This is a genomic window from Kiloniella sp., assembly GCF_048259265.1.
Classification (GTDB): domain Bacteria; phylum Pseudomonadota; class Alphaproteobacteria; order Kiloniellales; family Kiloniellaceae; genus Kiloniella.
This window is the reverse complement of sequence record NZ_JBLXHT010000006.1, coordinates 64,850-87,345: the sequence shown is the minus strand read 5'-3', so window position 1 is coordinate 87,345 and position 22,496 is coordinate 64,850. Positions and strand designations below refer to the sequence as shown.

Sequence of the window (22,496 nt, the reverse complement as noted above, 5' to 3'; positions counted from 1 at the left end):
AAAAAAATATTTTCAAACAGAGACAATATTAACGGCTCCCAGGTTATCCTGCCGTTTATATTTGAATGCCCCATTTAAAACCAAAGCGCATTGCCGTTATCTTAAAAAAGAAACAGGCAATACGCTTTGACCTAGCTTTAATTATCTTACAACCGTATTAGGAAACAAGTTTAAGCTCAACATCCACGTTGCCACGGGTTGCGTTTGAATAAGGGCATACCTTATGCGCTTTTTCGATAAGATCTTTGGCCACAGTTTCTTCGATACCCGGAATACTGATGTTCAATACAACCGCAATGTTAAAGCCACCCGGAATTGGACCGATACCAACTTCCCCAGCAATTTTAGTTTCATCCGGAAGTTTCACTTTCGCCTGCCCAGCGACAACCTTGAGCGCGCCAATAAAACAAGCGGCATAGCCACCCGCAAACATCTGTTCCGGGTTCACCCCAAAAGTTCCAGCGCCGCCCAGTTCTTTTGGTGTTGTCAAAACAATGTCCAGTGCGCCGTCATCTGATTTGATCGTTCCTTCCCGACCACCCGTCGCTTCTGCATAGGCTGTATAAACGACTTTTTCCAATTTTTGTGCTGCTTGGCTCATAAAATTAACTCCTGGGTAAATATTAAATTGTGATTAATTATATTGCGCACAATTAAAATTAATCAAGAGAATTTTTCCAAATTTTAAAATTCCCTCCATTAACAAGAAAAAATACCCGCTGAGTAACAGTAAATATCAAACTTTAATTAGGTATCTCGCCTTGCAAGATCTTACTCCTTGCAATGAAGTCTTGCATAAAATCTCGCAAGCACTTCGCCCGAGCACTCAACAACCGTCCCGTCGGCCAGACGGCAAAGATCTCGCGCTGAGCCCCCTGCCACTCGGGTAATACACGTACCAACGCTCCCTGTTTCAATTCCTTTTCGATTTCACTTACAGGTAATAAAACAATGCCGTGCCCATCCCGGGCAAGTTGGCTTGCCAACCCGATATCATCGATAATGGTTGTTGCTTGAGGGCGGATCTCTTCCCAACGATGTTTATCACTATAACCATCAGGACAATACTGAAGTTTCCATAGCGGAACAGTATTTACAAGAATGATCCTGTGCTCTTCTAACGCGTCAAGACCATCTGGCCCTCCTTGATCAGCAAGGTAATCTGGTGAAGCAACCAGAATTGTCGATGTCTCCCCCAACTTCTTTTGGAAAAGCAAAGAATCTTCCTGAGGGCCAACACGCAAAGCCATATCCACCTGCCCCAGATGAATATCTTTGGTTTGGTTACTCAGGAAAAGGTTAAGCTGTATGTCAGGATAGAGACGAATAAATTCAGACCACATCGGCTGTAGAATACCGACAGAAGCATTGGTTGGGGCAAGGACGGTCAACTTGCCATTGAGTTGCTGTACATCGGCACTTAAATGTCGGCTCGTAGCCTCGAACTGCTGCACCAAATCAGCATAAGCTTTGTAATAAACCTCGCCCTCTGCCGTTAAGTTAAACTTACGTGCAGATCGGTGAATAAGCTGACACCTCAATTTATCTTCAAGTTTTTTCAATCGACGGGAAACTGTTGCCGCAGGCAAGTGTAAATCCTTTGCCGCCGCGGCAAGGCTGCGCTTTTGGACAATACGAACAAAGAGTGAAATATCGTCAAACATGATTTCATTTATGGAATTTAAAAACTCGTTATTAGCTATATATCCTATTAACGAAATTAATTAAAGCTATTGCCTGTAGCTAAAACATTTACCCCACGAACAGTTACACCCACGAACAATTATATAGAGAGAAAAAATGAACAAACTATGGATTAGTGCAGGCATCGAACTTCAGGACAGTGCGGATTTAAACACTGTAAAATCAGCACTCAACCAACTGGTTGCTGACACTGTCAAAGAACCCGGCTGTATCAAGTTCGAAATTCTGCAACAACAGGACAAACCGGAATGTTTTACCTTGTGGGAATGCTGGGTGAACGATGATGCCCTCAAGGCACATTTCGAAGCCCCACATACCATCGCCTTTCTGGAAAATAACTACACCAAGGTGAACTACATAGAACGTCTGCAAATGAATACTGCGGCTTAAGAAAAGAGACGACAAATGAAACACCGCATCGTCTTTTCAATCCTGATGTCCTTTATCCTTTCCCTTCTGATGACCTGTTGGGTTACCTGGATCAATTTGGGATGGGGCTCGGACTTTATAGATAAGTGGTTCATCGCCTTTCGGTTGGCTTGGCCCGCAGCGGCCATCATTGCCTTTGCTTTAGGCCCTTTTATTCAACTCACAACTCAACAAATTGTCCGTAAAATATCTTAACCAAGATAAGTAGGAAAACATGCCAATGGAACGAATCAATTATCCAGAACTAGAGCTGCCCGTCGGTCCCTATACCCACGCAGTCATCCACGGGAACGCTCTCTATACATCAGGCTTCACAGCGTTTGGAACGCCTGAACAACACGCATCTATCAGTGATCAGGCAAAAGCGATTTTCTCGCAACTGGAAACCATAGCCAAAGCCCAAAACACATCCTTACAAAATCTCGTCAAAGTTACCATTTTTTTGACTGATATGTCTGACATGGATAGTCTTCGACTTGCGCTTGTGGAAATCTATGGTGATCACACACCCGCAAGTTCCCTGATAAAAATCGAGGCCCTTTTTGCCCCGGAATTAAAGATTGAGATCGAAGCGATTTTTGGTCTCTAACGCAGGGGTTTACCTTATACCATTTAGGCAAAGACCCACCAAACAAAGACCTGAGCCTTCATCTCAGGCCTTTGTTTGGACGTCGAGAAGGATATTCGGCAAGCTCAATTAAATGACACTATCAACAGTTTGCACTCAGCCTGACAGTTTGGTATTTTCCCTGTGGCCGATCAAAGAGGCCGCCGGGTCCGCGGAAAGCTTCATTGCACTTTGTTCGATATTGATTGTTTCTGGATTTCCATTCCCCAGATCAGCGGACCATCGGGTGAAGAAAATGGGAAACCAATGCCTTATCAAAACGCAAATATCGACACGTTCAAAAAACAAGCCAAACGACTAAAAAAGGCCTATGCCTCTGGCGATACTGAGGCTCGGGTACGTATGCAGGAAATCGCACCTGACAAGTTGACACTCACCCATGCCGATTTCCTGTTTGTAATTGCACGGGAACAAGGACACCAAAGCTGGCCAAAGTTTAAATTTGCACTAGAAACTTCGGGCATGAATAAAGAGCAAAAAGCTGATCGTTTGCGTTCAGCTCTTTATCTAGGACATCGATGGATTATCGAAAAATTACTCGCAGAGAGCCCTGATCTAACTTCTTATGATCTGGGATTACAGATCGCGACCTACGATATCGAAGCTATTCACAAGGCACTTGCTGATAATCCCGGTTTAGTGACCAAAGCAATCAAAGGGCGATTGCCTTTTCACCACCTGTGCTTTTCTCATTACATACATGTTGAACCAGAGAAAGCAGACAACATGTTAGCCATGGGCCAGCTGCTGCTCGACAAGGGTGCAGATTTTAATCATGGCATGTCGCCAGACTTTAGTTCACATGAAAATAACGAACACACCTTATCCCCGCTTTATGGCGCGCTGGGTCATGCGAACAATATGGTTTTGGCTGAATGGCTTTTAAGGCAAGGTGCCAACCCTGATGACAACGAGAGCCTTTACCACGCTACAGAGTTGAGCCACCATCAGGATTTAAAGCTCCTCTTAAAATATAATGCTAATCCTAAAGGCACCAATGCCTTAGCCCGAGCACTGGATTTCAAGGACCAAACCGCCGTTCAGCTTTTACTTGATCACGGCGCAGACCCTAACGAAGTCGCCAAAGAGCACCCAAGCGGTCAGCCCGTTGACACGATACCAGCGCTGCATCAGGCCGCTCGTCGGCAATGTGGATCAGATATAGCCGAGCTGCTTTTAGAATATAACGCAGATGCCAACTACATTTGGCAAGGGCATACAGCCTATGCTCTCGCCCTTATTCACGGAAATTCTGATTTTGCAGACACTTTATCAAAAGCGGGCTATGCACATGCCCTTACGCCGAACGAAGTCGTTCTGGCCAGTTGTTCTAGGGGGCGCCCAACAGGCAAAATTACAGAAGAGCTAGAGGGCGAAGATCGTCTATTAATTACCAAGCTCATCACTGAACCCGACCGTCTTGACCATGTAAAATCTCTTATTGCTGCTGGACTTGATATAAACCAGACCGATGCAATGGGGCTTTCCCCTCTTCATGCGGCTTGTTGGGCCGGGTTACCGGATCAGGTTTCATACCTGTTAAAATTCGATCCTGATCTTGAGCAACTCAACAATTTTGGTGGGAATGCTTTTCACACCACCCTTCATGGGGCTTCAAACTGCCCGGAACGAAAACAAAGAGATCACATATCCTGTGTCCGATTACTTCTTGAAGCTGGTGCAAAATTAGACCCACGAGATATCCAGAACGTTGGTTCTGAAAATATGGCCTTGTTCCTCGAAGACTGGCTGGATAATCATCCGACAGCCATAAACTAAAAAACTTATTCCGGAAGACTATTACTTCCGTCATTAAGGGGCCGCTGCATGAGAACGCTATCCATCCAGCGGCCAAACTTAAACCCGATGGACTTGATGGTTCCAGCCAGCTCGAATCCCATTTTTTGATGGAACGCTATGGATGGCAAATTTTCTGAATCACCAATAACCGCGATCATCTGGCGATAACCACGGGCTTCGCACTGATTAATCAAATCATCCAACAGCAAGCGCCCAAGCCCCAAACCACGTGCATCCTTGTGCACATAAATCGAGTTTTCCACGGTATAACGATAACCAGGACGGGGACGATAGGACGAAGCATAGGCGTAGCCCACAACCTTATCGTTTTGAATCGCAACCCGGTAGGGATACCCCCCACCGACGATACCATTTTTTCGGTTCAGCATTTCTGCTTGATCAGGTGGCGTTTCTTCCCAACTGGACACACCGTGCAGAACCTCATCTGCGTAAATTTCCTTAATAAACGGCATATCACCGTTATCAACATTTCGGATTAGGATTTGATCTCTTGGTATGCTGCTCATGATGGCCTGATCTTCTGAAAACAATTCCATTTACTATCATTGTTAGTCGTAGATTCTTGCAAGAACTAAGAACGTTTCACCCAAAATAGAACAGCTCTCTATTTCCTGAAATCAGTAATCCGCTGTTTGCAAACCATCAACACCAACCAAGACACAGTCCGTCCCGATAGTATTACAAAATTGTCGATAAATCCGTGACTCGCTTAAATTGGCTTCCCGGCGACCTGAACAGCGCTGGCAATAATGTTTTGAGAGATCATCTCTTTTAGCTCGGGGCTATGCATGGCACGCGCAAGATTAACCCCGCCAATTAAAACACTCAACATGGACCAGGCTCGCGCAGCTTTTTCTTCTTCTGTGCCGCCCGCAAGTCCTTTGGCAACAAGCGCCGTTATTTTACGCATCTTACTTTCAAACAGAACACGAAGTTCCTGATCAGAACGAACCACTTCGGATGTCAGGCTCGACATGGCACAACCACAGGCGCGATTATCCCGGTTATCTGCCCCAAGATAATACCGTGCAAAAACCTCTACCCAATTTGAGCCATTTTTCTGCTGGAAGGTAGGAATACCCGCGATAACTTCGTCCAAACCATCCAACACAGCAGCCGAAAAAGCACCATCTTTTGATCCAAAGTGTGCGTAGAATGCCCCCGAGGTAACGCCAGCTTCCTTGGCAATGCCATCAACGCCAATCCCCGCATAGCCATTGTGCCGAAAACTTCGCCCCGCGGCAGCCAACATACGTTTATGAGTTTCTTCCCGTTTGCTTAACTTCTGCACCAAGGTGTCATAACTCCAAAAAGCCTGATCTTTTCTTGGATATACCAACTCATTTGGCATACCGATCGTTATATTTATGTAATAAAAATTTTCTCACCCTACAAGAGACAACATGAACATTATTCATGAAGAATACGGGATTGATCTGCAAAAAATTTTGTTATGCATGGGGTTTAAATTTTTTCGTCATACCGTAACTAGCTGGGGAGACAAGCTTGTAACCCAGTTTTTCATAGAAAACAGATTCATCGGCAATCATTGAAACATATGAACCAACAAGGACCACTGAAGATAAATAATTATCTATATGTTCGACAACTTTTCGTCCCAAGCCTTGCCCTTGATAATTGGGATTTACAGCAACATCTACGATTTCGAAATTACATGCTCCATCACCAACAACACGGCCCATCGCTATAAGCTTTTCGCCATCTCTGACCGATACACCATAAAGAGAATTTGGAAGCCCAATTTTGGCCGCTTCCAAAGATTTCGGTCACAAACCTGCTGTCACTAGCGTATCACAGTATTTTTGCGGGCTAGCACTTGTTCTTTAAATTTAACGTCATCGTTTCTTACTTTTTGATGCAGGGGCAATGCCCTTAGCCCAGTTTCATGTGGCGGTTTACGTCTTTATAGAGCAAGTAGCGGAAGGGACCGGGGCCGCCGGCGTAGCAGGCTTGCGGGCAGAAGGCGCGCAGCCACATGTAATCGCCGGCTTCGACCTCGACCCAGTCCTGATTGAGGCGATAGACCGCTTTGCCTTCAAGTACATAGAGCCCGTGTTCCATGACATGGGTTTCGGCAAAGGGGATCACGCCGCCGGGCTGGAAGGTAACGATATTGACGTGCATGTCGTAGCGCAGATCGTCCGGTTCGACAAAGCGGGTGGTCGCCCACTTGCCGTCGGTATCGGGCATGGCAGTGGGGGCGATATCTTTTTCATTGGTGACAAAGGCGTCAGGTTTGTCCAGCCCGTCAACGGCTTCATAGGCCTTGCGCACCCAGTGGAACTTCACCTGAGTATTCGTGTTGTTGGCTAGGCTCCAGTTACAGCCCGCCGGCAAGTAAGCATAACCACCCTCGGTCAGGTCGTGAGTTGTTCCTTCTATGGTTAGGCTTAAGCCGCCCTCGACCACAAAAATCACCCCTTGCGCCTGGGCATTAGGCTCGGGCTTGGTGCTACCGCCACCGGGCTGGACCTCCATAATGTATTGGCAAAAAGTTTCGGCAAAACCGGACAGCGGCCGCGAAAGCACCCAGAGCCGGGTCTTCTCCCAATGGGGCAGGAAGCTGGTGACGATATCGCTCATGGTTCCCTTGGGGATCACGGCATAGGCCTCTGTAAACATGGCGCGGTCAGTCAAAATCTGGGTCTGCGGGGCCAGACCGCCCTGGGGGGAATAGTAAGAAGAGTGCGACATGTCTACGACCTCGAAAAAGGGTGGTGAAATGGAAGATGGATTAAGTAAATATTGCTGTGAGGTAATATCACTATTCTAGGCTCTGTTGCAAAAATTTCAGAAGCCCTTATGTTTTCTTGCAAGGCTCATTTAAGCAGTCAACCTATCTGTACCGTCACGATAGAACAGGAAAACTTCGCTCAGGGTATTCGGTCCAATACTCAACGCACTGTCAATAAGACGTCCTTATCCCATGATATCAAGCTGGATTTTTAAGGTACTGGCTTGACCTTTTTTTAATGACCTCATGATTCCCCCCCCTATAGCTTGATTACGTATCAATCAACCACCTGGACTGGACGTCACGCCATAAAGGCGTAAATAGCGGTCATAAATTTTTTCGTATTCGCCACTATCTTTTATATTTTGCAACGCCTTATTAAATTTAACGCAGAGCTCTGTATCCCAAAAACCCATACGAGTATAAACAACGGGAAGGATATCATGAATTTTAAACAGCCTTGCCGGAACATTATTTCCAGAAAGGTTCTTTAAACTATTCAAGAAAATAAACAGGTCCCCAACACTGACATCAACACGCCCATCCCAAAGAGCTTGCGCCTGAACCCCCGGTTCAGAAGCAACTGAAAACATGCTCTCTTCAACTGTCGCCGCAAACTCTGGACTAAAAAAATCTTTCGCCCCCTGAAAGGCAATAACATTTAACCCTTTGAGATCCTTGATTTCATCAATAGACAGATTTTCTTCTGCAAGCGTAATTGCCACATCCCGAAACCTGAAAGCCGGATCAGATCGACATGCATCGACCTCCACACTGTCGAAAAGGTTAGAAACCGCATCAACTTTTCTGCGATTAAAATCTTGCCACAATCGATTATTCGGACGCCCAAAGATAAAAACGGGGTCATAATCCGGAATTTCCAGAAAAACAGCTGTTATAATCTCAGTAAAAATACCGGTATGATTCTCGGTAACATAATAGGGTTCGAAGTTCCCCATAGCTATCGTTACGTCCTTACTAGACGCTTGCGTCGAAAAGAAAACGAAACCAACAAGAAACAGTAATAACTGGATAATTTTAAGAACTGGCAAAAGTGACGCCACCTAACTCTCCCCACAGAGAACCCCCGACATCAACTTCAAAGACCTCAACATAAACAAAAATTGATGATTTTTATCGTAGTCTTTTTTTTTACTTTTCGCCAGCCAAACAGACACCAAATTAATATTCTCCCTGTCTATAGTGTGGATTGGCGTTTCTTCACACATTTTTCGAGATAACGAATTAACCGATAAGTCAAACCTTCGCGCGGTGCATTGGGGGGCCATATGGCATAAACAGGTAAGCTTTCGACCTTCCAGTCTGGAAAAAGTTCGATCATTGTGCCCTGCCTGATATCTTCTGTCACCAGGAAATCCGGTGGTGTAATTACCCCTAAACCAGCGCGTGCCATTTGTACAACCGCATGAATATTATCCAGGACAATCTGTGGTTCATAAGTCAACCGCACACACTCCCCCGACTTGTTTATCAACAACTTATCATTTGGACGCATCCGAAGACCGATAAAATCCCAACACGACAGATCCTGAATTTTCAACGGCTTTGGACGGTTTTTTAGATAAGCAGGAGAAACGACAAGCTTACGTTCCATGTCTGACAGCTTCTTGGATTTTAAAGTACTATCACGAACGGTCCCGACACGGATGGCAACATCAATTCCATCACGAATAATATCTTGTTGATGGTCGCTGAAATTAATCAACAACTTTATCTTGGGATGCTCTTGGGCGAAACAGGCCAAGTCGTCAACCACTGGCCCCTGAATTAGCCCGGCAGGTAAGGTAATACTTAGCTTCCCTATGGGCTCCGTCGCTTTTGTCGCAATAGCGTCAAAGCCGCTTTCAGCCAGTGACAGCATTTCCTTTGCATAGCCAAAAAGTTTTTCACCATCATTGGTTAGGGATAACCGCCGGGTGGATCGATATAGCAAGGCCACGCCCAGTTTGTCTTCTAGTTGGGAAACATGGTGGCTAATTACAGACGGAGACAGCCCCAATGCGCGCGACGCAGCCCGAAAAGACCCGGTTTCTACCGTCTTAGCAAAGACGGTCATTGCTCTTAACTCATCAATCATTAGGTCAATATTTCAAACAGTCAAAATCAATTAGCTTATATTATCACAGTAACTAGACAAAGCTATAGTCCCCAAGCCTTATCAATTTCAGCCAACGCAGGAAAAACAAAAATGGATAACAGAACCGGGATTGATGCGGTGTCCAATAATGGCTTATCGACAAACAAAACTAATGAAATAAAGACGGCGATTATTCATGCTTCAGATACATCCCCCAATCTTCCTGCTACGCATAAATGCGTCATTGTTGTTGATCAAGCGATGCCTATTGGTTTCATCGCCAATACGGCCTCTGTGCTCTCTCTTTCTATCGGAAAACAACACCCGGAATTAATCGGTCAAAACATCAAGGATAATGATGGCAACTTACGTCAGGGGATTACAACCCTGCCCGTGCCTGTGTTGAAAGGTACCGCCCCCTTGTTGCATGAACTGCGGAAAAAGGTTCGACCGTACGAGCCTGACCTGACAGTCATCGACTTGATCACAGCAACACGAACCACCCGGACTTATGCGCAATATTCAGAACAAATGCTGACCACACCTGTGGAGCATCTACACTATTGTGGTATCGCGTTATACGGCACACAAAAACTGGTCAATAAATTCACCGGAAATCTGGGGCTGCTTAAATAAAACAACCATGCCTTAGACCCAACGGCGCACTTTGGCCTTATAGTCCAAATAGGTTTGCCCAAAAATTTCAGCCATCATCTTTTCTTCGTAGGAAATATACCACCGATCCGCCACGAGAATAAACAAAGCACAGATCAAAAAGGGTGACAAAGCCCCCAAATACAGCGCGACACCAAAAGTAGAAATGGCAAACCCCAGATACATCGGATTACGGCTAAATCTAAAAAGCCCGGTTGTAATAAACTGATCCGGCCTGTTAAACGTTTTTAAGTTGGTCTTTGCGCGCATGAACTGCATACCTGCGATCAACGTGAGACTCAAACCACCTACAAGATCCAGAATTCCTATCAGGGTCCAAGGGTGCTTTAAAAACCTGAGGATCGGGTAATAAGTACTCAATAACGCCATTATCACGACACAGACTAAAAAGAAAAAAGGCGGCAACAGCCTTTGTATATTCTCAACCCTTCAATCTGTTGTAGATAATAATAATCACAGGCAACGCCTTAGGATAAACCGCTTAACTTCCCTTGGCTTGAGAAGATATAATACCGCAATTGCCTTTGCCCCCGAACGAACAAAAAAATCACAAGAGCACTAAAAACACCGATGCACATTCCCAACAGAATTTGCGACGGAAAATAATTTCCAACAAAAACGACGCCCCAAGCATTTGCCATACCAAGAACGAATAGACTGATGCTAAACAGATAGCTCCTGAACCAGACGATACATGCAAATGTTAGTGTTGATAAAAAGATAGGATAAGGCCCCATCCACTGTCCTAAAGAAGCCCCATGCATCCAGGAAAACCCAATACTTATATCACTGGGTGTCACCAATGGATAAATCCATGCAACTAAATAGTTTAGCACAGTCGCTATCCCGATCGTCGCAATAACGGGCAAAATCCCATCGGCAACATCGTCCTTTTTCCCCAGGATAAAAATCAACAGTCCGCATACAGCAATAAGCTGTGGCCACCACGATAAAAAACGCCCCCAGTCAATCAGCCACAAAGCTGTGTTGGATGTCGCATTGATGATTGTAAAAAGATCTAAATTCAAGTTCTGCACGGGGACACCAAATATTAACACACCAATTTCTCTTAACCTCAAATGACACTGCGCTATCAGAGCTTTTAAAGCACTGAGCTGTATCAATCGTCATTAATTCATTTGCCTCTGGGGTTTTATGAATCATTTACTCTTAAGAACTTATGAAACATGCTTAAAATTCCCAATGTGTCTGATGTAAAGGTCCTTCCTTACGGAAACCTGACGGTACATTTTAATACCGCAGTTTATAAATCCCCCTCCTTGATGCCCCTGTATCACGCTAAAAATTATTCCCTTATTGAACTTTCACCCCTGCCTTATAAACTGCCTCATCCGATAACTTTTATTTTAGCGATTTGTTTATGCTGACTCTTTCTCTTTTTAATATTGCGGCAATAACCATTACACTTGCCGCCTGTTTCGGTTATATCAATCACCGCTGGCTTCGGATGCCGATTTCTATCGGTTTGGTCATCATAGCTTTGTTTGCCTCAATTATTGTGATGCTGATTGACATTGTCCTGCCAGAGTTGGGAATTCAAAACGCTGTCAGGTTCTCTCTCGCTCAAATCGATTTCCATGAAACCCTGATGAAAGGCATGTTATCCTTCCTCCTTTTTGCCGGGGCGCTCCACGTCGATATCGAAGACCTGTTACATCGTAAGTATGCCATTACCCTTATGGCAACTTTTGGGGTGTTGATATCCACCTTTTTGATCGGCTTTTCCATGTTTTATCTGACAGGTCTGATCAATCTTGAAATCCCGCTGATCTATTGTCTGATTTTTGGCAGCCTTATCGCCCCGACCGATCCCGTTGCTGTTCTTGGCATCCTCAAAACGGTAAAAGTACCGCGTTCACTTAAGGCTAAGATTGCCGGGGAAAGCCTGTTCAATGACGGTGTCGGGGTTGTTGTATTTACCATTCTGGTTGCTATTGCTACCCAGACCCCATCAGATGATGCCATTGGTGCTTACGAAATCACACGCCTTTTCTTGCTCGAAGCTGGCGGAGGTGCCGCACTGGGGCTGGCAACCGGATATATTGCCTACCTTGCCCTCAAAAGTATTGATGAATACACCATAGAAGTCTTGATCACACTCGCATTAGTCATGATGAGCTATAGCCTAGCCTATGCCCTGCATTTCTCAGGCCCCATTGCCGTTGTCATCGCCGGACTTCTTATTGGGAACAGGGGCATGCGCTTTGCCATGTCAGAAAGCACCCGGGATCACGTCAATAAGTTCTGGACCCTTCTGGATGAGATCATGAACGCGGCACTATTCTTGATTATTGGCTTTGAGATCCTCGCTATTACCGAAACAGCAACAAATTTGATCGCAACCTTGATCATGATCCCTGTTGTTCTTATCGCGCGTTTTATTGCTGTGGGGCTTCCCATCAGCCTATTAAGTCTAAAAGCAAAATACACCCCCGGTGCCGTTGTTGCCCTAACCTGGGGAGGTCTTCGTGGTGGTATTTCGGTTGCGTTGGTTCTTTCCCTGCCTAGCATCCCAGAAAAAGAAAGCTTGCTCGCCATTACCTATGGCGTTGTCATTTTTTCTATTATTATTCAGGGATTAACCGTGAAAAAAATTGTAGAACGCTTTGTGAAATGAGCAGGTCATCGAGAACAAAAAAGGCAGCGGAGGGATACCGCTGCCTTTAAAACTCACAAGAAAATCAATTAACCTATCTCACCCCAGCCTATCTTATCTCAGCTTACCTTAACCTCGGCCTATTTTACATAGCCCCTGTTATACCCATTTCCCAAAACCCGGCTTCCAGTCTGGTTGCCGTAGAAAAGGTATTACACAGATCCTTCCAGCGTCCTGAATTCTGATAATCTTCACCCAAGCGAGACATCGCAACCCGTTCCAGCTGTCCATAAGCACCAGCGGCCGCCTGTTGGTATTCGCTTGAAGCATACATTTCAATCCATGGACGATAAGGATTATTTTCCATGTCTGCGACGTGATCATCGGCTAGACGCGATCCGATTTCGGCATATCCCATCACACATGGGGCCAAGGCCACCAGAAGGTCTAGAATATCACCGGAAAGGCCACGCTCCATCACATAGCGGGTATAAGCAAGATTTGCTGATGCTTCCTTAACACCTTCCAGTACTTCTTTTTCTATGCCCCATTCAGCACAATAACTGATGTGTAACTGCATTTCGTCGTTCAACAACGCATTCATCGTTGCCGCGGCTTGACGCATATCGTTCAGGTTATCGCTTTTGAAAACGGCCAGTGCATAGGCGCGGCCAAAGTTAATCAAGAACAGATAATCCTGAATGAGATAATGCTTAAAGGCCTCTTCCGGCAATATCCCTTCGCCCATCCCCTGAACAAAGGGATGATAAACATAAGACGACCAGTCATCTGGGCATTGAGCTTTGAGATCTTCATAGAAAGACATGATTAGATTATTTCAATCGCGAAATTTTAATTACGAAAAAAGCCGTTTGAGAACCAAACAGCCATATAAAACATGACTTAGAGAGCCTCTGGCAGTTTAACCTTAAGGCCGTCCAACTCTTCAGTGATAATTAGCTGACATCCCAAGCGCGATGTTTCTGTCAAATTGAAAGCAAGATCAAGCATATCTTCTTCGTCTTCTGATACTTCTTCCAACTTTCCATACCAACTGGGGTCAATAACCACATGACAGGTCGCACAGGCTAATGAACCTTCGCAAGCACCTTCGATATCAATATCATTGCGTTGAGCAATTTCGAGAACGGAAAGCCCAAGTGGCGCATCCACTTCTTTTTCGGTTCCGTCATTTTCGACAAAAGTCATCTTTGGCATCTGCCAATTCTCCTAACAAAACCGCGATCTGCCATCATTCTAATGCGGCAGTTACGGCAATACCCGAATATTCCAGCCTATATACGCTGCCTGAAGCTATTTTGGGAAGTTTTTTTCATCATCTGCTAGCGGAATAACGACCCACACAGTCCATTACAAGCATTTTAGGACTTTAAAATTCCCGACCAAACGCTCGCCTTACAAGCGTTATTATACCGTTCTAATTTTTTTTAGAGTAATTTAAAATCTTTTGTTGTGAATTTGTGATACAAAAACTACCCTGATACAGTAATAATAAGTAACTATAACTCAAAACCAATCCAAACGTTTAATTCCACAATATAAAAATCAAAGCTGCCATTAATACTATCCGGCAATCCGATATTATTAATGGCATCAATACGTGGTCCATTTGAGGAGGAAATCGATAATGAAATTTACAGCCAAAAGAATGGCCGCAGGCATACTGACTGCGACCGCTTTGACCTTGGGGGCAGTCTCTGCTCAGGCCCAGGAAATTAACTTCTTTACCATTGGTACAGGCGGTACAGCCTATACCTATTATCCAGTTGGCGGTGTGATTGCCAATGCTATTTCCAAGCCACCGGGATCTCGTCCTTGTGAAGAAGGCGGTAGCTGCGGTGTAGATGGCTTGATCGCCTCTGCCGTATCATCACGCGGTTCTGTTGATAACATCAATGCCGTTCTTTCCGGCCTCAGAAATTCTGGTTTTGCCCAGTCTGATGTTGCCTATTGGGCCTTCACAGGCACAGGCACAATGGAAGGTAAAGATCCCGCAACAAAGTTGCGTTCAATCGCAGCCTTGTTTGAAGAACATATCCATCTGGTTGCTCTTGATAAAAGCGGCATCAACTCTGTCGCAGATCTAAAGGGTAAACGCGTTTCTTTGGATGAGCCGGGTTCTGGAACCTACGTAGATGCAGGACTTATTCTAGAAGCTAACGGTCTGGCTCTGGATGATGTTACTGCAGAAGCATTAAAAGGGAATGCTGCCGCAGAAGCACTCAGAAATGGTAAAATTGATGCCTTCTTTGTTGTTGCTGGCTACCCAACTGGTTCACTTGTGGAATTAGCATCTGCCGACGACATCAAGCTTGTCCCAATCGATGGTAAAGGCGCCCAGGCATTGGCCGAAAAATATGGCTTCTTTTCACAAAGCGTGATCCCATCAGGTGCCTATGAAGGCGTCGAAGAAACACCAACTGTTGCTGTCGGGGCTCAGTGGTATACTTCTGCCGATCAAGACGAAGAACTGATTTATCAAATTACCAAAGCTCTTTGGAACGATAAATCACGCAAATTGCTGGATGTTGGGCACTCCAAAGGCAAAACAATTACGCTTGAAACCGCGCTTTCAGGTATTGGTGTGCCAGTTCACCCAGGTGCAGAGCGTTATTACAAAGAAGTTGGCCTTATCAAATAAACCAGTTTCTGTTCAAACGTTTCCCTCAATCGGAAACGTTCCAAACAAACCAAGGTCCCGGAATTATACTCTATGATTTCGGGACCTTGGTTCAATAAAAACGGGAACCAACCCCGATAATAAGGGAAAACAAGACATGCGTGGCGAAAATTTAACAGCAAAACAGCTGGCTGAAATAGAGGAAAAATACGATCCTGAAATGGCCTTTCGCCCAACCGGACGTATGATCACTTATTTGGTTACCCTGTTATTGGTTTCCATGTCTGTTTACCACTTTTATGCTTCTGGCTTTGCCCTCATTCGCGAAGTTCTACACCGGGGCATTCATCTCTCTTTTGTTCTAAGCCTTGTGTTTTTGCTTTTTGGATTTCGAAAAGGGTTCGGTAAAACTCCACAAACAGGCTTCTTCTATTTTAACGGCGTTTCATTTCTCGATTTAATTTTTGCTGTTCTTGCAGTGGTCACCGCCCTTTACTTACCATTACTTCCCCCTGAACAACTTGCAACCAGAGTGGGCAACCCTTCGCAAAACGATGTTTTGATGGGGACTGCACTCCTAATACTGACGCTAGAAGCCGCAAGGCGCTCGGTGGGGCCGACATTACCAATTATCGGGCTGATTTTTATACTCTTTGCTCTATTTGGTCCCTTTGCCCCCGGTGCTTTAAAACACGGTGGCACAAGTTGGGCCGGGCTAATTAATCACCTCTATCTAACCAATCAGGGAATTTACGGTATCGCCATTGGCGTCATGGCCCAGTATGTCTTTCTCTTTATTCTTTTTGGCGTTCTGGCAACACGTATCGGATTGGGCCAATTGTTTATCGATCTTGCTATGGTCATTGCCGGACGATATTCCGGCGGGCCGGCAAAGGTCGCGATTTTTTCATCCGCTTTTATGGGAACAATTTCCGGATCGTCTATCGCTAACACAGTTACAACAGGCGCGCTAACCATCCCCGCGATGAAACGGGTCGGGTATCCACCACACTTTGCAGGGGCAGTTGAAGCAACCGCATCAACGGGTGGTCAAATAACCCCGCCTATCCTTGGGGCTGCAGCTTTTATTATGGTTGAATATCTGGAAATACCACTCCGCGATATTCTCGCCGCGGCTCTCTTCCCTGCCCTGTTACATTACTTCGGTATATTTATCATGGTTCATCTCGAAGCCAAAAAGCTTGGTCTTAAAGGTTTATCCAAAGATGAACTGCCCAAAGCTGTCTTGGTTTTGAAACAGCACTGGCTATCAATTATACCTCTCGCGATCCTCGTCTATCTTATATTGAGTGGGAAAACCCCCGATTTTGCGGCCGTTTACGGAATCATTGCCTGCGTTGTTGTCGGCTTTTTAAATCCCGTCAACCGTCTTAACTTACAAGATTTGTGGAACGCACTTTCTCTTGGTGCGAAAAACACCTTGGCTGTTGGTGCCGCCGCGGCCTGTGTCGGCATAATCGTCGGTGTTGTCACCTTAACGGGCGTTGGCTTTCGCTTGGGCTATGTCGTTATACAAACGGCTACAGATCTTGGTAATCTTGTTGGCAACATATGGCCCTTGTCTTATTTTGCCATTGAACAATGGGCATTGTTTTTTACGCTTATTCTTATCGCGCTATCCTGTATCATTATGGGCGCGGGCATTCCCACCACAGCCACCTATATTATTCTGGTTGCGGTCGCAGCCCCCGCCCTTGCGCAGCTCCAGATACAGCCCTTGGTTTCCCACTTCTTTGTCTTTTATTACGGGGTACTCGCAGACATTACGCCGCCCGTTGCGCTCGCGGCCTATGCGGCAGCGGGAATAGCCGGGTCCAACCCCTTTCAAACTGGAAACACCGCTTTTAGATTGGGCATTGCAAAAGCACTGGTTCCGTTCATTTTTGTTTATTCCCCTGCCCTGTTGCTTGTCGCAGACGGATTTACTTGGACCGCATTTACGATCACACTTGCGGGTGCCATGATGGGAATTAGTTTGATCGGGATGTCCTTTGCCGGTTATTTTCTTGCCCCTCTCAGCACATTACAACGCTGGTGGATCGGCTTGGTTTCCCTGCTATTCATTGCACCAGGGTTAGAGACAATGGGCATTGGTATTTTACTTTTCGCCCCCATTCTTTTGGCTCAATTAAAACAACGTAAAAGCCCGATTCCTGAAACCAATTAGCGGTCTAGGTCAGAGATAAGGCCCGACAAAGACGACGCAAACAGGCTGACAGGATCTTAATCTGCTTATGAGCGCATTTTCTTTACCGTAGATGCCAAAATTTCGACGGCCTCATCGACTTCTTCTTCTGTCGTATAGCGGCCAAACCCGATGCGTAAAGAGGCTAGCGCTTCTTCATCACTGTGCCCAAGCGCTTTGAGAACATAGGACGGATCAAGATCAGCCGATGTACAGGCTGACCCCATTGACAGGGCCAGTTTAGGAGCAGCCTTCATAAGGTCGGCCCCTGATATACCCTTGAAGGTTACATTAAGATTGCCCGGAATACGCTGATCTTCATCACCATTAAAGCGTAAGCCATCTACCTTGCTCTCAAGAGCATTCTTAAACCGCAGACTCAACGAAGACAGGCGGTCATATTCCGTAAACAAAGCTTCGTTCGCATATTGAGCTGCAGCCCCCAACCCCACACAAAGCGGAGTTGCCAATGTGCCGGACCGAAAGCCACGTTCTTGCCCGCCACCATCCATCAAAGGCTCTAAGCGGACACGCGGACGCCTGCGCACATAAAGCGCCCCGATACCTTTGGGGCCATAAATTTTATGACCGGAAATGCTCATCAGATCGATTTGCATCCGGTTTACATCCAGTGGAATTTTACCAATTGCCTGTGCTGCATCGCTGTGGAACTTCGCGCCAACCTCTTTGCAGATGTCACCAATCCGGGTGAGATTTTGAATAACACCAATCTCGTTATTTACCGCCATCAGCGAAACAAGAGCCGTTTTTTCAGAGACGGTATCTTCCAACTGGTCCAGATCAATCAGACCGCCAGCATCAACAGATAGCCTCACCACATCAAAGCCTTCGCGTTCCAACCGGGCCACAGATTCCAGAACACACTTATGTTCGGTTACGGCCGTGACAACCTGATCGCGCGGCGTTCCTTTGGGATTATCCCGAATAAAACGTGCCGTGCCTTTAATTGCCAAATTATTTGATTCCGTTGCACCAGACGTAAAAACAATTTCCCGTGGATCAGCGCCAATCGCATCTGCAATCTGCTCTCTGGCTTTATCAACGACCTCTTCGGCTTCCCAGCCATAGACGTGATCGACAGAATGCGGATTGCCAAAGCTCTCGGTGAAATAGGGCATCATGTCCGTCACAACCCTTGGGTCAGTCGGGGTTGTAGCCTGATAATCAAGATAAATAGGCTTTTCAGATCGGTTGGCTTTTAACTGTGGCATTTGTTTCTGGCTAAGGTTCTCTGGTTATTAGTTTGGGGCATCAACATCCTACAATAAAGCAGCGGTATACTATATCTTTAATCAGGCAGCCTTCTTAATCGGCTACGATTAATCAGGGCGCTCCCCTTTGCGTTTGAACAGCGCAATCCAGGCATCCGCGAACTGGTCCAGATCAGTATCAGCGCTGGCCCACCCCGTAGAAATACGGATCGCTTCACCAGACGTTTTCTCATCTGCCCCCATAGCCTTTAGCACATGAGACGTCTGAACCTTGCCTGAAGAACAAGCGGAACCGGACGAAACAGCATAGCCTTCCAAATCCAGAACCATGAGCTGGGTATCCGACGGAACGCCCGGCATGGTTATGGTCGTCGTATTTGGCACTCGATCTACCTCTGCCCCAAACACACGCGCAGCCGGGGCCGCCGCCAACATTTTGCGTTCCATCTCATCCCGAAGATATGACTTTTCCTGAATTTCGACCAAACCTTCACGAGATAGTTTGGCCGCAACCCCAAAACCCGCGATACCCGGCACATTTTCCGTACCGCCCCGGCGGCGACGTTCTTGCCCACCGCCAAGTTGCTGAGATTTAATCTCTAGCCCCTTGCCAAGAATAAGAGCTCCAACGCCTTGTGGTCCTCCCATCTTGTGCGAGGAGATCGTTGTAAAGTCGATATTCAGTTCTTCACAGTTGATATCTGTCTTTCCCGCCGCCTGTACAGCATCACAATGAACCAATGCACCTTTTGAATGCGCAAGAGATACGATCTCTTTCACGGGTTGCAAAACACCGGTTTCATTGTTCGCCATCATCACAGAAACCAACGTATTTTCAGGATCAACAGCCAATAATTCTTCAAGTGCTTTCAAATCAATTCGACCATGCTGATCTACGGGAACTCTGATCGCACCTTCATGGACCTGCAAAACGGAATCGTGTTCGATGGAAGAAATCAAAACGCGGGATCTTTCCGCCCCGCGTAATGCCAGGTTATTGGCTTCCGTACCACCGGACGTAAAAACAATCCGGGCAGGTTTTGTGCCCATTAGGGATGCAATTTCCGCACGGGCGTCTTCGACCAATCGACGCGCAGATCGACCATAGGCATGAATAGATGACGGATTGCCCGTTTGCTTCATCGCCGCTGTCACAGCATCAATGGCTTCGGGGCGAACAGGTGCGGTTGCATTATAATCCAGATAAATCGGGCTGATCATAAAGAGACATCACATTCTTAAACAAATAAACAGGGCTTAAACAAATAAACAGGGCTTAAGCAAATAAACAAAGCTTTAATAAGCCCATATGGTTTTGGTTAGGGATTTTGGCCTGACAGTATGCCTTTGACACAAAAGACTCGTATCTTTTAACTAAGCTCGCTTATTGGGCTGCGACACCGTCATTGGGATCAAACGTCATAAACATATCTGCCCCGGGATCAATCCGTCTCTCAATCACATCAGCTATCGACACACCATGAAGGTAACGATAGATATGATTGGAAAGGCCTTGCCACAAATCATGCGTAACACATCTGCTTTTATCGCTGCGGCACCCATCGGGAGACATTGGATTACAGGTCGTTGCCCTTATCGGTTCTTCAACTGCTTTGAAAATTTCGGCAATATCGGTATCTTTTGCATCCTTAGCCATGCGATAGCCGCCGCCGGGACCACGTATAGACATAACAAGCTTTTCGCGCCTAAGTTTTGCGAATAGCTGTTCAAGATAAGAAAGCGAGATTTCCTGTCTGTCCGCAATCTCTGCAAGGGACACCGGGCGCTCATTGGCATAAAGAGCCAAATCAACCATTGCCATTACAGCATAACGACCTTTTGTGCTCAGTTTCACGGCCTTACTCTCCTACCATTATGGATAGCTTTCTTCCGAAACTATCCAGTCACTTTTGGTCAATAGCTTTTTGGTAGCGCATCATCCTGACGTTACCCAGCAGGTAAGACTACCATTATTTTACGAAGAGGTTTTATCCCCAACGTCATCTTTCTTGTCATTCTCTGCCGTTTTTGTCAGTAGATTTTTTTGATAATCGTCCTGACCTTCCAAGGTATTCAATCGACTTCTCAACGACTGGACCTCGTTCAATAGCCCTTCCAGCGTCTTTGCCACCGGATCGGGGACATCCCACGTTGGGGTACCATAGGCAACAAAGGGCTGATCTTCCACAACAGGGAACGTTGGTGTCGAAGGTCTGTCTTCTTTTGTATTCACGACCTTACCCGGAATGCCAACAACTGTCGCGCAATTGGGAACATCTTTGGTCACAACAGCATTGGCACCGATACGTGCGCATTTAGAGACTGTAATCGGCCCCAATACCTGTGCGCCTGATCCAACGATCACACCACATTCCAATGTCGGATGCCTTTTTGTGCCCCGCTGACTGTTAGAATCGACACTAGGGGCAACACCACCCAAAGTCACGCCATGATAAAGCGTCACATTGTCGCCAATGATAGAGGTTTCCCCAATAACCACACCCATGCCATGATCAATAAAGAAGCCTTTGCCAATTGTCGCGCCGGGATGAATTTCAATTCCCGTCATCACTCTTCCGATATGCGACAGACAACGCGCCAATAAGCGCCAATTACTGCGCCAGAGCTTGTTCGACAGGCGATGGAGAGTAACGGCCTGAAAGCCGGGATAGCACAAAACCACTTCCATACGCGATCGCGCAGCGGGATCGCGAGACATAGTTGCGTCAATTTCGGCCTTAATTCTGTCGAACATCGGTTCGTTTCCTTGTGAACCTTTTTACTTTAATTGAAAAAGGTATTTGGCTCAGGGCAAGCACTGGCTTATATACAATGCATTGAAAACACATTGCACATTGTCTGCGATATAATTATCAAGATCGTCAGGGTCAAGTGTAACTATCGTGTTTAGTCAGTCCATCTTGGCTTACAAGCTTATGTTTTGGTCAGTCTAAACAGGTGCTCGGCTGAAATAAAGCCTCGAAATTCGACGAAGGGGAACTGTGACTGCATGCCTGATATTATTTTGAACGGTCCGGAAGGACGTCTCGAAGGACGCTATTTTCACAATCCAACACCAAACGCGCCCATTGCCTTGATGCTTCACCCGCATCCACAGCACGGCGGTACAATGAACAATAAAATCGTTTACACGATGTTCAACTCATTCAAGGCACAGGGCTTTTCCGTTCTGCGCTTTAACTTCCGCGGCGTTGGTCGTTCACAGGGAACTTTCGACGAAGGCGAAGGCGAACTGTCTGATGCAGCATCCGCATTGGATTGGCTACAGTCTGTGAATGCCAATTCAAGCCAATGCTGGGTTTCCGGTTTCTCTTTTGGGGCTTGGATCAGCATGCAACTTTTGATGCGTCGCCCAGAAATTGACGGTTTTATTTCTATCGCCCCACCAGCAAACATGTTTGATTTCAGCTTTCTGGCGCCTTGCCCGTCATCTGGTCTGATTGTTCAGGGCGAACGCGATGACGTCGTCCCGGAATCTGCAACATCGAAACTAGTTGATAAGCTAAACGCACAAAAAGGTATCGCTATAGATTACCGCGTTGAGCCAACCGCCGGACACTATTTCGAAAACGAAATGGAAATCATCGACAGCCATATTCAAGACTACGTCAGCCAACGTCTGGTTGCCCCTGTTGAAGAATAAGAGCTGAGATATATCCAATCATTACA

Annotated in this window: 25 protein-coding genes; 9 read left to right on the top strand and 16 right to left on the bottom strand. The window is 46.1% G+C overall.

The features are described 5' to 3' along the window. Positions 1–157: 157 nt before the first annotated feature. Positions 158–601, bottom strand: a complete 444-nt coding sequence (locus ACN0QW_RS11230) for an organic hydroperoxide resistance protein (RefSeq protein ID WP_417431521.1) — start codon at positions 599–601, stop codon at positions 158–160. Between the two features lie 142 nt (positions 602–743). Beyond that, a complete protein-coding gene (locus ACN0QW_RS11225) occupies positions 744–1,664 on the bottom strand; it encodes a LysR family transcriptional regulator (protein WP_417431519.1) in 921 nt (306 codons plus the stop codon). 136 nt (positions 1,665–1,800) lie between these two features. On the opposite strand from ACN0QW_RS11225, the gene ACN0QW_RS11220 reads away from it, so the two are divergent. The 4 genes from ACN0QW_RS11220 (at position 1,801) to ACN0QW_RS11205 (ending at position 4,540) form a co-directional block, all read left to right on the top strand. Then, positions 1,801–2,094, top strand: a complete 294-nt coding sequence (locus ACN0QW_RS11220) for a putative quinol monooxygenase (protein WP_417431517.1) — start codon at positions 1,801–1,803, stop codon at positions 2,092–2,094. Between the two features lie 15 nt (positions 2,095–2,109). Continuing rightward, entirely contained in the window at positions 2,110–2,328 is a 219-nt protein-coding gene (locus tag ACN0QW_RS11215) for a DUF2798 domain-containing protein (RefSeq protein ID WP_417431515.1), read from the top strand. A gap of 25 nt (positions 2,329–2,353) precedes the next feature. Next, on the top strand, positions 2,354–2,722 hold the full coding sequence (locus ACN0QW_RS11210) for a RidA family protein (protein ID WP_417431513.1): 369 nt from the start codon (positions 2,354–2,356) through the stop codon (positions 2,720–2,722). A 162-nt stretch (positions 2,723–2,884) separates the two neighbouring features. Further along, positions 2,885–4,540, top strand: coding sequence for an ankyrin repeat domain-containing protein (locus tag ACN0QW_RS11205; protein WP_417431511.1), 1,656 nt, complete (start codon positions 2,885–2,887; stop codon positions 4,538–4,540). Between the two features lie 5 nt (positions 4,541–4,545). On the opposite strand, the gene ACN0QW_RS11200 is transcribed toward ACN0QW_RS11205, so the two are convergent. The 6 genes from ACN0QW_RS11200 to ACN0QW_RS11175 form a co-directional block, all read right to left on the bottom strand. Continuing rightward, positions 4,546–5,118 carry a GNAT family N-acetyltransferase gene (locus ACN0QW_RS11200; RefSeq protein WP_417431509.1) on the bottom strand — a complete coding sequence of 191 codons (573 nt, stop codon included), beginning with the start codon at positions 5,116–5,118 and terminating at the stop codon, positions 4,546–4,548. Between the two features lie 173 nt (positions 5,119–5,291). Next, on the bottom strand, positions 5,292–5,933 hold the full coding sequence (locus tag ACN0QW_RS11195) for a TetR/AcrR family transcriptional regulator (RefSeq protein ID WP_417431507.1): 642 nt from the start codon (positions 5,931–5,933) through the stop codon (positions 5,292–5,294). A gap of 100 nt (positions 5,934–6,033) precedes the next feature. Next, positions 6,034–6,360: a GNAT family N-acetyltransferase gene (locus ACN0QW_RS11190; protein WP_417431505.1), complete on the bottom strand. Its 327-nt coding sequence runs from the start codon at positions 6,358–6,360 to the stop codon at positions 6,034–6,036. A 115-nt stretch (positions 6,361–6,475) separates the two neighbouring features. Further along, positions 6,476–7,297 carry a bifunctional allantoicase/(S)-ureidoglycine aminohydrolase gene (locus ACN0QW_RS11185; protein WP_417431503.1) on the bottom strand — a complete coding sequence of 274 codons (822 nt, stop codon included), beginning with the start codon at positions 7,295–7,297 and terminating at the stop codon, positions 6,476–6,478. A gap of 321 nt (positions 7,298–7,618) precedes the next feature. Next, positions 7,619–8,401, bottom strand: a complete 783-nt coding sequence (locus ACN0QW_RS11180; RefSeq protein ID WP_417431501.1) for a substrate-binding periplasmic protein — start codon at positions 8,399–8,401, stop codon at positions 7,619–7,621. Between the two features lie 134 nt (positions 8,402–8,535). Beyond that, the gene (locus ACN0QW_RS11175; protein WP_417431499.1) at positions 8,536–9,414 is read right to left on the bottom strand and encodes a LysR family transcriptional regulator; all 879 of its coding nucleotides are present in this window, start codon (positions 9,412–9,414) and stop codon (positions 8,536–8,538) included. A 132-nt stretch (positions 9,415–9,546) separates the two neighbouring features. On the opposite strand from ACN0QW_RS11175, the gene ACN0QW_RS11170 reads away from it, so the two are divergent. Beyond that, positions 9,547–10,071 carry a DUF2000 domain-containing protein gene (locus ACN0QW_RS11170; RefSeq protein ID WP_417431497.1) on the top strand — a complete coding sequence of 175 codons (525 nt, stop codon included), beginning with the start codon at positions 9,547–9,549 and terminating at the stop codon, positions 10,069–10,071. A 12-nt stretch (positions 10,072–10,083) separates the two neighbouring features. On the opposite strand, the gene ACN0QW_RS11165 is transcribed toward ACN0QW_RS11170, so the two are convergent. Both ACN0QW_RS11165 and ACN0QW_RS11160 read right to left on the bottom strand, forming a co-directional pair. Continuing rightward, on the bottom strand, positions 10,084–10,479 hold the full coding sequence (locus ACN0QW_RS11165; protein ID WP_417431495.1) for a methyltransferase family protein: 396 nt from the start codon (positions 10,477–10,479) through the stop codon (positions 10,084–10,086). Positions 10,480–10,577: 98 nt separating this feature from the next. Beyond that, a complete protein-coding gene (locus ACN0QW_RS11160; RefSeq protein ID WP_417431493.1) occupies positions 10,578–11,168 on the bottom strand; it encodes a hypothetical protein in 591 nt (196 codons plus the stop codon). 323 nt (positions 11,169–11,491) lie between these two features. Here ACN0QW_RS11160 and ACN0QW_RS11155 point away from each other — a divergent pair, with 323 nt between their 5' ends. Continuing rightward, positions 11,492–12,748, top strand: coding sequence for a cation:proton antiporter (locus tag ACN0QW_RS11155; RefSeq protein WP_417431491.1), 1,257 nt, complete (start codon positions 11,492–11,494; stop codon positions 12,746–12,748). 124 nt (positions 12,749–12,872) lie between these two features. On the opposite strand, the gene tenA is transcribed toward ACN0QW_RS11155, so the two are convergent. Continuing rightward, a complete protein-coding gene (gene tenA / locus ACN0QW_RS11150) occupies positions 12,873–13,553 on the bottom strand; it encodes a thiaminase II (protein WP_417431489.1) in 681 nt (226 codons plus the stop codon). A 77-nt stretch (positions 13,554–13,630) separates the two neighbouring features. Next, positions 13,631–13,945, bottom strand: a complete 315-nt coding sequence (locus tag ACN0QW_RS11145) for a ferredoxin family 2Fe-2S iron-sulfur cluster binding protein (protein WP_417431487.1) — start codon at positions 13,943–13,945, stop codon at positions 13,631–13,633. Positions 13,946–14,375: 430 nt separating this feature from the next. Between ACN0QW_RS11145 and ACN0QW_RS11140 the strand changes: the two genes are divergently transcribed. After that, positions 14,376–15,389, top strand: coding sequence for a TAXI family TRAP transporter solute-binding subunit (locus ACN0QW_RS11140; RefSeq protein ID WP_417431485.1), 1,014 nt, complete (start codon positions 14,376–14,378; stop codon positions 15,387–15,389). A 136-nt stretch (positions 15,390–15,525) separates the two neighbouring features. Continuing rightward, entirely contained in the window at positions 15,526–17,556 is a 2,031-nt protein-coding gene (locus tag ACN0QW_RS11135; RefSeq protein ID WP_417431483.1) for a TRAP transporter permease, read from the top strand. A 65-nt stretch (positions 17,557–17,621) separates the two neighbouring features. On the opposite strand, the gene ACN0QW_RS11130 is transcribed toward ACN0QW_RS11135, so the two are convergent. From ACN0QW_RS11130 to cysE, 4 genes are all read right to left on the bottom strand, one after another. Then, positions 17,622–18,806 carry an aminotransferase class V-fold PLP-dependent enzyme gene (locus tag ACN0QW_RS11130; RefSeq protein WP_417431481.1) on the bottom strand — a complete coding sequence of 395 codons (1,185 nt, stop codon included), beginning with the start codon at positions 18,804–18,806 and terminating at the stop codon, positions 17,622–17,624. A 108-nt stretch (positions 18,807–18,914) separates the two neighbouring features. Beyond that, the gene (locus ACN0QW_RS11125; protein ID WP_299381626.1) at positions 18,915–20,027 is read right to left on the bottom strand and encodes a cysteine desulfurase family protein; all 1,113 of its coding nucleotides are present in this window, start codon (positions 20,025–20,027) and stop codon (positions 18,915–18,917) included. A gap of 163 nt (positions 20,028–20,190) precedes the next feature. After that, positions 20,191–20,661 carry an Rrf2 family transcriptional regulator gene (locus ACN0QW_RS11120; RefSeq protein WP_299381629.1) on the bottom strand — a complete coding sequence of 157 codons (471 nt, stop codon included), beginning with the start codon at positions 20,659–20,661 and terminating at the stop codon, positions 20,191–20,193. A 120-nt stretch (positions 20,662–20,781) separates the two neighbouring features. Beyond that, a complete protein-coding gene (gene cysE / locus ACN0QW_RS11115; protein WP_299381632.1) occupies positions 20,782–21,561 on the bottom strand; it encodes a serine O-acetyltransferase in 780 nt (259 codons plus the stop codon). A 255-nt stretch (positions 21,562–21,816) separates the two neighbouring features. Between cysE and ACN0QW_RS11110 the strand changes: the two genes are divergently transcribed. Continuing rightward, on the top strand, positions 21,817–22,470 hold the full coding sequence (locus tag ACN0QW_RS11110; RefSeq protein ID WP_417431478.1) for an alpha/beta hydrolase: 654 nt from the start codon (positions 21,817–21,819) through the stop codon (positions 22,468–22,470). Positions 22,471–22,496: the final 26 nt, after the last annotated feature.